Origin of the sequence: Ferrimonas sp. (genome assembly GCF_048263965.1) — a bacterium.
Lineage (GTDB): Bacteria > Pseudomonadota > Gammaproteobacteria > Enterobacterales > Shewanellaceae > Ferrimonas.
The window spans coordinates 19,699-31,906 of record NZ_JBLXDO010000017.1; the positions used below are offsets into that span (position 1 = coordinate 19,699).

The following is a 12,208-nucleotide window of genomic DNA, read 5'->3' on the forward strand; positions in this document are numbered from 1 at the left end:
TTAGGAGGTTTCGCTCATCCCCTCGGTGATGCAGCGGCTCCAGGGCAGGGCCACCTCATCCAGGGATGTGGGTTTGGGGATCCGGTCAAAGGGGATCCCCAGAGGGTTGGCCAGCAGACGACAGGCAAGCATCCAGTGCTGAACCCGGGCTTCATTCAGGTCGGTGTCATAGACGTCCATCAGCAGCGGCGCCAGAGTGGCGGGGGCATCGCTGAACATGCAGATCAGCCACTTCATCTCCTTGACGTGCATTCCCTGAAGGTAGCCCTGGGCCTGCACCGCCCTCAGCTCCGAGTCCATCAGGTGCTCAATGTCGGCGGGAGCATCCTGGAAGTAGTTGAACAGCATCTCGTTGTCCCGGACGGCGTCCACCATCAGCCGCATGGGGCGAGGGTCCTGGAGCTGGGTCGCCAGGAAACGGGAGATCAGATGGAAGTAGCGCTCATTGGCGGGGACCTTGGGGTCCAGTTCGGCCAGGATGGTTTTGACCTGCAGGGTGACGTCCTCCAGGACCAGATCGCAAATTTGCTCCCAGATCTGCTGCTTGCTGCCGAAATGATGGCGGATCAGGCCATGGGAGACGCCGGCCTTGTCGGCAAGCTCCCGCACTGAGACCCGATCAAACCCTTTGTCCACAAAGAGCTCGGCGGCGGCGCATAGGATGACCTTTCGGGTCTGCTGTGCCGAGGTCGCACTCTGTCTTCCGGATCGTTTTGCTGTCATTGGTCCTCACTCATTAACCACGCCTAAATACGGGCGTTAGCGCAACTTTATTTGCTACACAGGTGGATAGCAAGCTTGCTATCCGTACGTGTAGTATATAGGCTATACGCTCGTATAGTAAATCCACTCTTATCAGCGTATGCGTGGTTCACCATGTTAAATACTGCAGTTACTTCGACAATTTTCTCTCGTTCGAAGCAAATCCTGTTGATGACCATTGTAATGGCATGGAGTGCCGTTGCCCAATCCCAGACGGAGCTGGAGTCGGCACAGCCGGTCAAGGCGATGGTTGTGGGCAACCAGCAGCAGGTTACTCCCTTTGCGGCGGAGGTCTCCGCCACTCAGCATGCCGCCATGGCGTTTCGCATCTCAGGCGAGCTGCGTGGCCTCTACGTGCGCATGGGCCAGTTTGTTCGCCAGGGCCAACTGCTGGCGGAGCTGGACCCCACGGACTATGAGTTGGCGGTACAGGCCAGACAGGCGGAGCTGGATTTGGCAGCCATCCGCTCGGAGCGTGATGCCAAATTGTTTGAACGTAAGCTGATCAGTGAGGACCAGTTCGATCGCTCCAAGACCGACCTTCAGGTGGCCAGGGCCCGTCTGGCCCAGGCTCAGACCGACCTTAACGACACTCGGCTGCGGGCGCCATTCGATGGCTATGTGGCCCTGACCCACGCCCGTGCCGGTGAGGTGATGGCGGCCAATCAGATGATGATGCAGCTGGAGAATAACGATCAGGTGGACATCAGCTTTAATCTGCCGGTGCAGTATGGCGCCGAGATGCTGGAGGCGGGCACCCTGGCTGCCGCCGTCAGTTTCACCGGCCGCCCGGGTCGTTACCTGGGCGCCAAGGTGAAGGAGTTTGCCTCCCAGCCCGACCCGGACACCAACAGCTACCGGGTGACCCTCTCCCTTCCCCGTCCTCCCAAGGTCAATGCCCTGACCGGCATGAATGCCTGGGTGGAGCTGAGCACCCTCAATCAGCAGATGCAGCCTGTCTCTCTGCCCAAGGGTGCCGTGGTCAAGTACAAGGGGGACAACCCGGTGGTGTGGCGCATCGAGCCGGAGACCCACAGGCTCTCAGAAGTGGAGGTGACCCTGGACGAGGAGGGCCTGGTGGTGTCCGGTCTGAATCGGGGCGATCGCATAGTGGCCGCCGGTGCCAGCCGCCTGGTCAATGGTCAGAAGGTGCGCGTCTGGGAGCGGGAGCGAGGAATCTAAGATGAAGAGTTTTAAGAGATTGGCGCTGACCTCTGCGCTGCTGGCCCTGATGTCCGGCTGTTCCCAGGACACCAAGATTGAACCTGCGGCGGCCCAGAGGGTAGAGGCCCAACTGCTGACTGCACCGGAGCAGGTGTCCGAACGCCTGTTCAACGGTCAGGTCTCCGTGGCGGAGATGACCCGCATGGCGTTCCGCATCGAGGGCAAGCTGGAGAGCCTCAATGTCCTGCCGGGTCAGACGGTGAAAAAGGGCCAGATCCTGGCCAGGCTGGATGACGACATTCCTCAGCAGCAGTGGCAGGACGCCAAGGCGCAGAAGGAGTTGCTGCAGCGCCAATGGCAGCGCTCCTCCGTGCTGCTGGATAAGGGGCTGGTGGCCCAGGCCGAGTTCGACGAATTGACGGCTCAGCTGAGACTGGCCAAGGTCAACCTCAAATCCGCCGAAGCGATGCTCACCTACACCGAATTGCGTGCGCCTTTCGATGGGGTGGTGGACGCCCTGGATAAGCAGGCCTATGAGACCGCCTCCCCCGGTGAAACCGTGATGACCCTGTATCGCAGTGACCGCACCGACGTTGAGGTGGATATCCCGGACACCCTGCTTAGTCACGCGGTGAACTTCATCCCCAATGAAGATTATCAGCCCAGAGTGACCGTCCTGGGTCAACAGGGTGAGCTGGAGATGACCTACCTGGAGCACTCCCTGAAGCTGGATGAACAGCGCGGCAGCTACATCGCCCGTCTGGCGGCCTTCGGTTCGGACCTGGGGTTGTTGCCCGGCCAGGCGGTGGAGGTGCACCTGGACCTGCGTCAGGCCGGACTGCCCGCCACCAGCGGCTACCGACTGCCCATCACCGCCTTGCAGGCCAGGGGCAGTGAGCCTGGCTTCCAGGTGTGGCTACTCCAGGGAGACAGTGTGCAACCTGTGCCGGTCGAAGTGGTGCAGATGGGGCTGGAGGGCGCCCTGGTTGTGGGCGGCATCGCCAGCGGTGACCGGGTGGTCACCACCGGATTGTCTCGACTGAGACCCAACAAGCGCGTGGTAGTGGTCGAGAAGGACTGAAACAGATAATGAATATTGCACAATACACAATCAAACACCGCGTCATCAGCTGGATGTTCCTGATTTTGCTAGCGCTGGGAGGCAGCTCCTCCTTTATGAACCTGGGCCGCCTGGAGGACCCCGCCTTTACCATTAAAGAGGCGATGGTGATCTCCATGTACCCAGGTGCCACCGCAGAAGAGGTGGAGGAGGAGCTGACCTATCCCATTGAGAAGGCGATCCGGCTGCTGCCCTACGTCAAGAAGATCACCTCCACTTCAGCCCCAGGGCTGTCTCAGATCACCGTGGAGATGGAGTCCACCTATGGCCCCGACGAGCTGCCTCAGATCTGGGATGAGCTGCGTCGCAAGGTCAATGACCTGGGGCCTCAGCTGCCCTCCGGCGCCTATGCGCCCCAGGTGGTGGACGACTTTGGCGATGTGTTTGGTGTGCTCTATCTGGTCACCGGCAACAGCTATCAGTACGACGACCTCAAGCAGTACGTGGATATGCTGCGCCGGGAGCTGGAGCTGATCGACGGCGTGGGCAAGGTCGACATCTCCGGCGAGCAGCAGGAGCAGGCGTTCATCGAGCTCTCCCTGACCCGTCTGGCGGCCCTGAACCTGGACATGGCCCAGGTGATCAATCTGCTGACCCAGCAGAATGCCGTGCTGGACGCCGGCAAGATGACCATCAATGGTGAGTCCCTCTATCTGCGCCCCACCGCCCAGGGCTCCAGTATGGATCCCATCATTCACGGCCGGGATACCGGCCAGCTGGTGCGCCTGAGTGATGTGGCGACCCTGCACCGGGGCTTCCAGGAGGTGCCGAACCATCTGCTGCGCTTCAACGGTCAGCAGGCCCTGAGCCTGGGCATCGCTTTCTCCGATGGCGTCAACGTGGTCGAGGTGGGCCGGGCCATCGACCAGCGGATGGCGGAGCTGATGCAGGACAGACCCGTGGGGATTGAGCTGCACTCCCTGTATCACCAGCCCCAGGAGGTGGAGAGTTCGGTCAACGGCTTCCTGATCAGCCTGGCGCAAGCGGTGGCCATCGTTATCGTGATCCTGCTGTTTACCATGGGGCTGCGCAGTGGCCTGATCATCGGCATCGTGCTGCTGCTGACCATGCTGGGCACTTTCATCATGATGGAGTACGACGGCATTGAGCTGCAGCGCATCTCCCTGGGGGCGCTGATCATTGCCCTGGGGATGCTGGTGGACAACGCCATCGTGGTGGTCGAGGGGATCCTGGTGGGGCTGCAACGGGGCCGCAGTAAACTTGAGGCCTGTAAGGATATCGTCAAGCAGTCCCAGTGGCCTCTGCTGGGGGCCACGGTGATCGCCATTGTGGCCTTCGCCCCCATCGGCCTCTCCGCCGATGCCACCGGCGAATTTATGAATTCCCTGTTTTATGTCCTGCTGTTCTCGCTTTTCCTGAGCTGGGTAACCGCCTTGACTTTGACACCTTTCCTGGCGGACTTGATGTTATCCACGCCCAAGGGTGAGCAGAGCAGTGAGGACCCCTATAAGGGCGGCATCTTCAAGGTGTTCGGTGCCTTGCTGAACTGGTGCCTCAACTATCGCAAGACCACAGTGGTGGCCATGGTGCTGATGCTGGCGGGGGCCATTGTCGGCTTTGGCAGCGTCAAGCAGGCGTTCTTCCCGCCCTCCAATACGCCGATGTTCTACCTGGACCTGTGGCTGCCCGAGGGCACCGACATCCGCCGAACCGAGCAGGTGGTCAAGGAGGTTGAAGCCTATGTGCTGGAGCAGAAGGAGACCGAGTTTGTTGCCGCCACCGTTGGCCAGGGGATGCCCCGCTTCACCCTGACCTATGCACCGGAGAACAGCTACGCCTCCTACGCTCAGCTGGCCATTCGCAGCCCGGACCAGGAGAAGATGTTTGCGCTGGCCAACCGCCTGGATCAGGTGATGCCCGAGCGTTTCCCCCAGGCACAGTTCCAGTTGAAGCTGATGGAGATCGGTCCGTCGCCCAAGTCCAAGATTGAGGCGCGCATCTCAGGTGCCGACCCCCGTGTGCTGCGCCAGCTGGCGGCGGAGGTGGAGAACATCCTGGCACAGGACCCGGGCTCTCGGGGCATCCGCCACGACTGGCGGGAGCAGACCAAGGAGCTGGTGCCTGTGATGGACGAATCCCAGGCCCGTCGTCTTGGCATCGGCACCGATGCGGTGGCCCAGACCCTGAAGATGGCCTTCGGCGGCACCGAGGTGGGGATGTACCGGGACGGCACCCGGATGCTGCCCATCGTCACCCGCCTGGAGCAGCAGTACCGGGACGATTACGCCACCCTGGATAACCTCAAGTTGTGGAGCCCGACGCTGCAGAACTATGTGCCCATTCAGCAGGTGGTTCGTGATACCGAACTGGTGTGGACCGAGTCGCTGATCCAGCGTAAGAACCGCAAGCGCACCATCACGGTGCTGGCGGATCACAATGTGCTGGGTGAGGAGACCGCTGACGCGCTGTTCCGTCGAATCAAGCCCCAGGTGGAGGCCCTGGAGCTACCCCCCGGGTACAGCCTGGAGTGGGGTGGGGAGTATGAGTCTGCCGGTGACGCCCAGTCCATGCTGTTTGGCTCGCTGCCCATGGGTTACCTGTTTATGTTCATCATCACCGTGTTCCTGTTCGACTCCTTCAGGAAGCCGGCGGTGATCTGGCTGACCGTGCCGCTGTCGCTGATTGGGGTGACCGTGGGGCTGCTGGTGACCAACCAGCCCTTCACCTTCACCGCCCTGTTGGGGCTGCTCAGCCTGAGCGGCATGGTACTCAAGAACGGCATCGTGTTGATGGACCAGATCAATCTGGAGATGGCCAGCGGCAAAGAGCCCTATCAGGCCATTGTCGACAGTGCCATCAGCCGGGTAAGGCCGGTGACCAACGCGGCCATGACCACCATCCTGGGGATGATCCCCCTGTTGTTTGATGTGTTCTTCGCCTCATTGGCGGTGACCATCATGTTTGGCCTGGGCTTTGCCACCATTTTGACCCTGGTGGTGGTCCCTGTGCTCTACGCCATCTTCTTTAAGGTTAAGACCCCCTGATTCAACCCCTGGGTAAGTCGATTCCCTTGCCTTCCAAAGGCGCTTGGCCGGTCAGCCCCCTGACCGGCCTTTTTTTAGGTTCACTCTTGCTGAAGCGCTCTGGCACGTTCCAGGGCCTGCTCCACCAGGGCTTGGGCCCGTCTTCTGCCAATTAGATCTTTTCGAATCACCACTGAGCGGGGCTGATTGTTGGGCATCTTTTCCCGGTTGCTGTAGAGGCGGTATTCCTTGACAAAGTACTGGTGCCAGCCTGGCTGGGGACGGCGGGTCAGATCCAGCTCACGGAGCAAAAAGCGGTGTCTCGGTCTGTTGGCCGGGGTGGAATCCGTATCGCCGCTGGGTCCCTCGATGGCGTCGGTGGTCAGGCAGATGGTGTACTTTTTGGGGTTGCGAACGAGCTTAATGCCACTGATGCCTGTATTGAGCAGAAGAAGAAAAATAAACAACAATACCAATCCGGGGTCGCCGATCCACCAGAAGATAACTAGGGTAATGGGCAGCTCATAGGCCTGCCGCCTCAATGTTTCCCTGAGGTAGCTTGCCGGGGTTGGGGTGATCAGTTGCTGACTCACCCTTGCTGCTCCCGGAGTTTCATTGCTCTCTGATAATCGGTGATTCGGGCGTGCAACTGGTGAAACACCTCCTTGGCCCCTTGTCGGCCAAAGACCTTGGCGTCGATGCAGATGCTGTTGCCCTGATTGTCGTGGAGATGGTAGTCGCCATGCAGGCGTTCCAGCTGACCACGGCTCTGGCTCTTCTGCAGGTTGATCTTGCTCAGCGCCAGGTTCTTAGTTCCCCAGCGACCAAAGGGGTTTGTCTTGTCGTTTTCACCGGCTGGCCCCTTAACCCGATCGCGATACAGATAGATTGCGCCCTTGTGGCGATCCCAGTTGGGGAACATCAAGGTGAACAGGCCTGCGCCAATGGCGGCGTAACAGCCGGAGCGCAGCGGGTCAGCGTAAGCCGGGTCCAAAGCGATCAGCCACTGAATCGTCGCCAGCCCAAGCAGGCCGCCGGCGATACCGATTAAGCTGTTGCGCACCGAAGGCTTGGGGGCAAGAAACTCCGTCACCGGCTGGCCCAGTGTCCTGGAGTGAGCCGATTCGGCGGCGGCCAGAATCTCTCTGTGGATGGCGCCGGACTGACGAAGACCAAAGAAGATCATGGGAATGATGATGCTGCGGCCATTGTGGTCATGGATGCGATAGCGAAAGTTGAGCCATTTGCTCCATCTCTGGTTGCGGGAAGCGTTCAGATCTATCTCATTCAGGGGGAGACAGAGGCGAAAGCGCTCCTCTTCGGCGACCCCGGGTTCGCCGGAAAGTCCGGTGACTCCCTCTTTACCCAGTAGGATGCGCAGGTGATGATGGTTGCGCATGCGCCAGATGGGAAAGGTCAGGCCAAGCAGCAGGCCCATGCCATTATTGGCTTCTGTGTTACCCGACCAGGTCAGGCCCAGCCAAACCAGCCCAATCACGGCCAGGGTGATTAGCAGGGTCTGAGCCATGCCGTTAGGAGTGGGTCGATATTCTGTGGCGGTTCCAGTCAAGAAAACTCCATGTAAACAACTGAAAATAAAACAGTAACTTTATTTACATCCGTCAGGGAGTCTAGTGTTTTCTGGAAAAAGTGTGCGTCATATGGAAAAGCGCCACCTGGTGGTGGCGCTTGGGAACCCAGATCAGAGCACCACAGGGGTCCCCAGCTTGGGGTCGGTGACTATGGTGGGGCGGTAGTGCCACACCCGGGCGACCCGCTCTCCGGTGAGCACCTCCTGTGGCGGCCCCTGATAGCGCACCTCGCCCTGGTCCAGCACCACCAGGTGGTCGGCGTAGCGAGCCGCCTGGTTAAGATCATGGAGGACGGCGATGACGCCCACCCCCTGTTCGTGAGCCAGGGCCCGGGCCAGCTCCAGTACCCTGTGCTGCTGGGCCAGATCCAGTGCTGATGTAGGCTCATCCAGCAGCAGCAGGGGCGCCTGCTCCGCCTGGGACAACTGGGTCAGGACCCTGGCCAGCTGTACCCGCTGTTTCTCCCCTCCGGAAAGGGTAGGGTAGCGGCGGCCACCGAGGTGGGCGACGTCCACCTGTTCCTGGGCGTGATCCACCAGGTGCTTGGCCAGAGTGCGATCCGCCGTCAGGGGAAATAGGCCCATCTCCACCACGTCACGGACGGTGAAGGGAAAGGTGAGACTGTTGTGTTGAGGCAGCACGCCGAGGTGACGGGCCAGTTTGATGCGCGGCCACTCCTCCATGGGGCGGCCATGGAAACTGACCATGCCGGTGTCCGGTGTCATGTCGCCGCATATCCCTTTCAGCAGGGTACTCTTGCCGGCGCCATTGGGCCCCAGCAGGGCGGTGACCCTGCCAGGTTGGATTGCCAGCTCTATCTGCTTCAGCAAGGGCTGCCCGCCGATGCCCAGACTCAGGGATTGGATGGTTAGAAAGCTCATGATTACCCCAGTCGGTGTCTTTGATTGATCAGCAGGGCCAGAAAGAAGGGGGCGCCCAGTAGGGCGGTGACCAGACCCACGGGCATCTCGGCCGGGGCCATCCAGGTTCTCGCCCCCAGATCCGCCACCAGCAAAATGGCGGCACCCAGTCCGGCGGACAGGGGCAGCAGGGTGCGATGATCCGGGCCGACCATCATACGAATCAGGTGGGGCACCACCAAGCCAATAAAGCCGATCATCCCGGCGGCGGCCACGGTGACCCCCACGCCCAGCGCAGTAAGCAGGACCAGGCGAATCTTCAGTTTTTCCACCTCGATACCCAGGTGGCGGGCTTCTGCCTCGCCCAGCAGCAAGGCATTGAGGGAACCGGCCTGGCGCTGAAACTGCCAGGCCAGCAGCACAAAGACCGCACTACAGATGGCGATGCTGTGCCACTGGGCCGACGCCAAAGAGCCCATCTGCCACAGGGTCAGGTCCCTCAGGGCGGTCTCGTTGGCGATGAAGGTGAGAAAACCTATGCCTGAGCCGGTCAGGGCGCCGATGGCCACGCCGGAGAGCAGCAGCAGTACCACCGAGGTGCCGGTGCGGCTGTGAGCCAGACGGTAGACCGCCAAGGTGGTGGCCAGGCCACCGAGGAAGGCGGCCACCGGTGTGGTGTAGGCGCCGGCCTCGGGATAGATCACTATGGCGATGGCGGCGCCCAGGGCGGCGCCTGAGGCCACGCCGATGATGCCGGGATCCGCCAGGGGGTTGCGGAACAGCCCCTGCATCACCGCACCGCACTGGGCCAGCAGGGCGCCGATCACCAGAGCCAGTAGGGTACGGGGCAGGCGGACATTGGAGATCACCAGCTGTTCATGGGGTTGCAGGCTGGTGACCTGGGTCTGTGTCAGTGTGGCCCACAGGGCCCGCAGGCTGTCCCAGGCGTCTATGGCCAGGGGGCCCGTAGTCACCGACAACACACTGGCGATCAACAGGGAGGCTGCCAGGGGCAGCCACAGCAGGCGGGCCTCGGCCATCATTGAATCTCCGACAACTTCTGGGCCAGGTCCTCGGCCGCATCCAGAGCGCTGGGGCCCAGGCCGCCCAGCAGTGCCTTGGCGGGCAGGTCATAGATTTGACCATTTTTTCCCGCCGGGGTGTGGGCCAGCAGAGGCAGGGACTCGATCAGTTCCCCGGCGGCGTTGTCCGTGTCCATGGCGGGTTTGGTGACCAGGATCAGGTCAGGTTGCAGTGACAGCAGCGTCTCCTCGGAGGCGCTCTTATAGCCGTCGAAGCCGGCGATGTTCTCGCCGCCGGCCAGGGTGATCAGCAGGTCCGCCGGGGTGTGGCCGCCCCCCATGCGCGGTCCCCGATCGCCCCGCAGCAGGACAAAGACCACCTTGGGCGCCCGTTTGAGGTTGGCTCTGGCCTGGTTGATCCTCTCCACCTGGGACTGAATGGTGGCCTTCAACGCGGGAGCTGCGTCCTCTTCGGAGAGCAGGGTTGCCAGGGTATCGATGTTGGCCATCAGTTGCTGCGGAGTTTGTGCTGCGGGCAGGGTGGCCACCTGAACCTTGGCCTGGCGGACGATATCCAGGGCGGATCTGGGCCCCATCTCGTCGCTGCCTACCACCAGATCCGGGTTGAGGGAGAGCAGGCCTTCCGCCGACAGGGTGCGGTGGTAGCCAAGCTGAGGCAGTTCCATCCCTTCAGGAACCTGGCTGGTGACATCCACCGCCACCAGCTTGTTGGCGCCCTCCAGGGCCATCACCAGTTCGGTCACGGCGGCACCGGCACTGATCACCCGCTCGGCGGCCATCGCCGGTAGTGAGAGGGTGGCGCCCAGAAGCATGGGCAGCAAGGTTTTGCTGAAGTTGGGTGTCATGGGGTCTCCTCCATTAGAATCTGAGTCTTGTCTATCTGCCTGGCCTGAAGCAGGGCCAGCAGTTGCATTAGGGGTTGAACTGGGGCGGCCTTATCGGCGGCCACCACCACCTGGTAGTTCGGGTTGGCTTTATGTGCTTGCAAAAAGGCGTGCTTAAACTCCGGCCAGGAGTCATAGGTGATCTGATCCAGGGCGAAGTGGGGCGCATCGGCCAGTACATTGACCGCCAGGGTTTTGTCCTCTTCAGGGGAGCTGAGGGCCGTCTCCTGCTGCTGGGGCACATCCACCGGCAAGGCCAGCAGCCTGGTGTTGGCGGTGAGCAGCAGAAACACCAGCACGATAAAGATGATGTCGATCAGCGGGGTCAGGTCCACCGAGGGCGCGCTGCTGTCGACGGCACTGCTGTGTAGCCGAATCACGGCTTCATCTCCTGGGCGGACGCGACATGAATCCCGGCGAGCCACAGGTTGATTCGATTGAGTACGTGTTCCGTCTTGCCCAGTTGCCGATCGGCCCACAGGGTTAGCAGGTGTGCGCCACCCACGGCGGGCAGAGCGATGATCAGTCCGGCGGCGGTGGTGTACATAGCCAGCCCCAGGCCATCTGCCAACTGGGCTGGTGTCACAGGCCCGGCTGAGGCGCCGATCTCCTGGAACATGCCGATGAGGCCGAGGATGGTACCCAGCAGTCCCATCATGGGACTGATGATGCCTATCACCATCAATACCCTGAGTCCGGCATTGAGCTGCCGTTTCTGCTTGAGCAGCCAGAGCCCGGCAATCTCCTCCCGCAGACACTTCGCCTGACCGGCGTGACCTAAAAGCATCAGGGTGCCCCGGGCCAGCAGGCTGCGCCTGCCGGTTAACAGGTCAGTCAGCGCCTGACTGTCCAGTGGCTGGGACCAGTTCATCTGTTGCACCCAGCTGTCACGCCAGGGGGCGTTGATCAGCAGGTTGGCCAGGCGTTCCAGCAAGATGATCAGGGTCAGGGTCAGGCAGGCCATCAGGGGCCAGGCCATTACGCCCAGTTGATTAAGCGTGTGATCAAGCAGCGCCATAAGGCGAATATCTCCTGTTAGGTCGAGTTAGTTCAGGGCAAAACGGACCGGAATACGGACGCGGGACGATTGCCCCTGGCTGCCTTGGGTCAGGGGGGCGAACTCCCAGCTTTTCACCGCCGCCAGTGCTGCCCGGTCCAGACTGGAGTGACCGCTGCTCTCCAGAAGCTCCAGTTTTATCTGGTCGCCCAACTCGTTGAGCCACACCTCAACCAGAGCCACGCCCTGCTGGCCGCGCCTCTTGGCCATTTTGGGGTAGCGCGGTGGGTTCGGCGGGGTGCGAAACGCCGGTTGAGTCACCAGTTCCGGCAGTTGCTTGGCTCCCTGGCGGGCGGCAACGGGCTGGGCGGCTTCACTGGGGGCCTTGTTCATCGGCTTGGGTTCAGCCTTGGGCTCGGCTTGGGGTTCGGGTTTTGTCTGTGGCTTTGGATCGGGTCTGGGGGCCAACTCAGGCATAGGCTTCTGTATGGGTTGAGGCTTGGGTTTTGGCTTCGGCTCCGGCTTGGGTTTAGGTTCGGGCTTCTCCTCTTTTTGTGGCTCGGGCTTGGACTGTGCCGGTGCCGCATTGACCGCGGTGGCCAGGGAGAGGCTGACCGCCGTAGTGACCTGGCCGGACTGCAGCAGAGGCTGGGGTTCCTGAGCCATGGCGCCCAGGAATGAGCCCTGTATCAGCAGTGCGGCGGCGGTGGCCACCAGGTAGCGGTTCGGTGTCACTGGGTTAGTCCTGGGATCTGTGGTTGATGCCAAGATGATAGAACGCCAGTTACTGAAAGTGCAAATA

General features: G+C 61.4%; 12 protein-coding genes. 3 read left to right on the top strand and 9 right to left on the bottom strand.

The genetic code is table 11. The annotated features are described in order from the left end of the window. Entirely contained in the window at positions 1 to 723 is a 723-nt protein-coding gene (locus tag ACN0RV_RS14325) for a TetR/AcrR family transcriptional regulator (protein WP_417348543.1), read from the bottom strand. Between the two features lie 210 nt (positions 724 to 933). On the opposite strand from ACN0RV_RS14325, the gene ACN0RV_RS14330 reads away from it, so the two are divergent. Genes ACN0RV_RS14330 through ACN0RV_RS14340 form a run of 3 tightly spaced genes read left to right on the top strand, consistent with a single transcriptional unit; the run spans position 934 to position 6,051 of the window. Further along, positions 934 to 1,944 carry an efflux RND transporter periplasmic adaptor subunit gene (locus tag ACN0RV_RS14330; protein WP_417348545.1) on the top strand — a complete coding sequence of 337 codons (1,011 nt, stop codon included), beginning with the start codon at positions 934 to 936 and terminating at the stop codon, positions 1,942 to 1,944. A gap of 1 nt (position 1,945) precedes the next feature. Then, a complete protein-coding gene (locus ACN0RV_RS14335; protein ID WP_417348547.1) occupies positions 1,946 to 3,007 on the top strand; it encodes an efflux RND transporter periplasmic adaptor subunit in 1,062 nt (353 codons plus the stop codon). 8 nt (positions 3,008 to 3,015) lie between these two features. Then, complete coding sequence (locus ACN0RV_RS14340; protein ID WP_417348549.1) at positions 3,016 to 6,051, top strand: efflux RND transporter permease subunit; 3,036 nt, start codon at positions 3,016 to 3,018, stop codon at positions 6,049 to 6,051. Between the two features lie 80 nt (positions 6,052 to 6,131). Here ACN0RV_RS14340 and ACN0RV_RS14345 read toward each other — a convergent pair whose 3' ends face one another. The 8 genes from ACN0RV_RS14345 to ACN0RV_RS14380 all read right to left on the bottom strand — a co-directional run bounded on the left by ACN0RV_RS14345 (position 6,132) and on the right by ACN0RV_RS14380 (position 12,141). After that, complete coding sequence (locus ACN0RV_RS14345; protein ID WP_417348551.1) at positions 6,132 to 6,623, bottom strand: hypothetical protein; 492 nt, start codon at positions 6,621 to 6,623, stop codon at positions 6,132 to 6,134. Beyond that, complete coding sequence (locus ACN0RV_RS14350; protein WP_417348552.1) at positions 6,620 to 7,600, bottom strand: hypothetical protein; 981 nt, start codon at positions 7,598 to 7,600, stop codon at positions 6,620 to 6,622. The genes ACN0RV_RS14345 and ACN0RV_RS14350 overlap by 4 nt, the downstream gene beginning before the upstream one ends. Positions 7,601 to 7,732: 132 nt before the next feature. Continuing rightward, positions 7,733 to 8,503, bottom strand: coding sequence for a heme ABC transporter ATP-binding protein (locus ACN0RV_RS14355; protein WP_417348554.1), 771 nt, complete (start codon positions 8,501 to 8,503; stop codon positions 7,733 to 7,735). Between the two features lie 2 nt (positions 8,504 to 8,505). Further along, complete coding sequence (locus tag ACN0RV_RS14360; RefSeq protein WP_417348660.1) at positions 8,506 to 9,522, bottom strand: FecCD family ABC transporter permease; 1,017 nt, start codon at positions 9,520 to 9,522, stop codon at positions 8,506 to 8,508. Further along, positions 9,522 to 10,370, bottom strand: coding sequence for a heme/hemin ABC transporter substrate-binding protein (locus ACN0RV_RS14365; protein WP_417348556.1), 849 nt, complete (start codon positions 10,368 to 10,370; stop codon positions 9,522 to 9,524). Before ACN0RV_RS14365 ends, ACN0RV_RS14360 begins: the two co-directional genes overlap by 1 nt. Further along, positions 10,367 to 10,789 (bottom strand): ExbD/TolR family protein, encoded by a 423-nt coding sequence (locus tag ACN0RV_RS14370; RefSeq protein ID WP_417348558.1) that lies wholly within the window; start codon positions 10,787 to 10,789, stop codon positions 10,367 to 10,369. Before ACN0RV_RS14370 ends, ACN0RV_RS14365 begins: the two co-directional genes overlap by 4 nt. After that, positions 10,786 to 11,427 (bottom strand): MotA/TolQ/ExbB proton channel family protein, encoded by a 642-nt coding sequence (locus tag ACN0RV_RS14375; protein WP_417348560.1) that lies wholly within the window; start codon positions 11,425 to 11,427, stop codon positions 10,786 to 10,788. The genes ACN0RV_RS14370 and ACN0RV_RS14375 overlap by 4 nt, the downstream gene beginning before the upstream one ends. Before the next feature lie 27 nt (positions 11,428 to 11,454). Beyond that, complete coding sequence (locus ACN0RV_RS14380) at positions 11,455 to 12,141, bottom strand: TonB family protein (RefSeq protein WP_417348562.1); 687 nt, start codon at positions 12,139 to 12,141, stop codon at positions 11,455 to 11,457. Positions 12,142 to 12,208: the final 67 nt, after the last annotated feature.

What these genes read in the sequence shown, in the direction of transcription:
- ACN0RV_RS14335 (WP_417348547.1), top strand. Translation starts at nt 1,946, where the DNA reads ATGAAGAGTTTTAAGAGATTGGCGCTGACCTCTGCGCTGCTGGCCCTG.
- ACN0RV_RS14365 (WP_417348556.1), bottom strand. Translation starts at nt 10,370, where the DNA reads ATGACACCCAACTTCAGCAAAACCTTGCTGCCCATGCTTCTGGGCGCC.
- ACN0RV_RS14360 (WP_417348660.1), bottom strand. Translation starts at nt 9,522, where the DNA reads ATGGCCGAGGCCCGCCTGCTGTGGCTGCCCCTGGCAGCCTCCCTGTTG.
- ACN0RV_RS14330 (WP_417348545.1), top strand. Translation starts at nt 934, where the DNA reads ATGACCATTGTAATGGCATGGAGTGCCGTTGCCCAATCCCAGACGGAG.
- ACN0RV_RS14355 (WP_417348554.1), bottom strand. Translation starts at nt 8,503, where the DNA reads ATGAGCTTTCTAACCATCCAATCCCTGAGTCTGGGCATCGGCGGGCAG.
- ACN0RV_RS14340 (WP_417348549.1), top strand. Translation starts at nt 3,016, where the DNA reads ATGAATATTGCACAATACACAATCAAACACCGCGTCATCAGCTGGATG.
- ACN0RV_RS14375 (WP_417348560.1), bottom strand. Translation starts at nt 11,427, where the DNA reads ATGGCGCTGCTTGATCACACGCTTAATCAACTGGGCGTAATGGCCTGG.
- ACN0RV_RS14325 (WP_417348543.1), bottom strand. Translation starts at nt 723, where the DNA reads ATGACAGCAAAACGATCCGGAAGACAGAGTGCGACCTCGGCACAGCAG.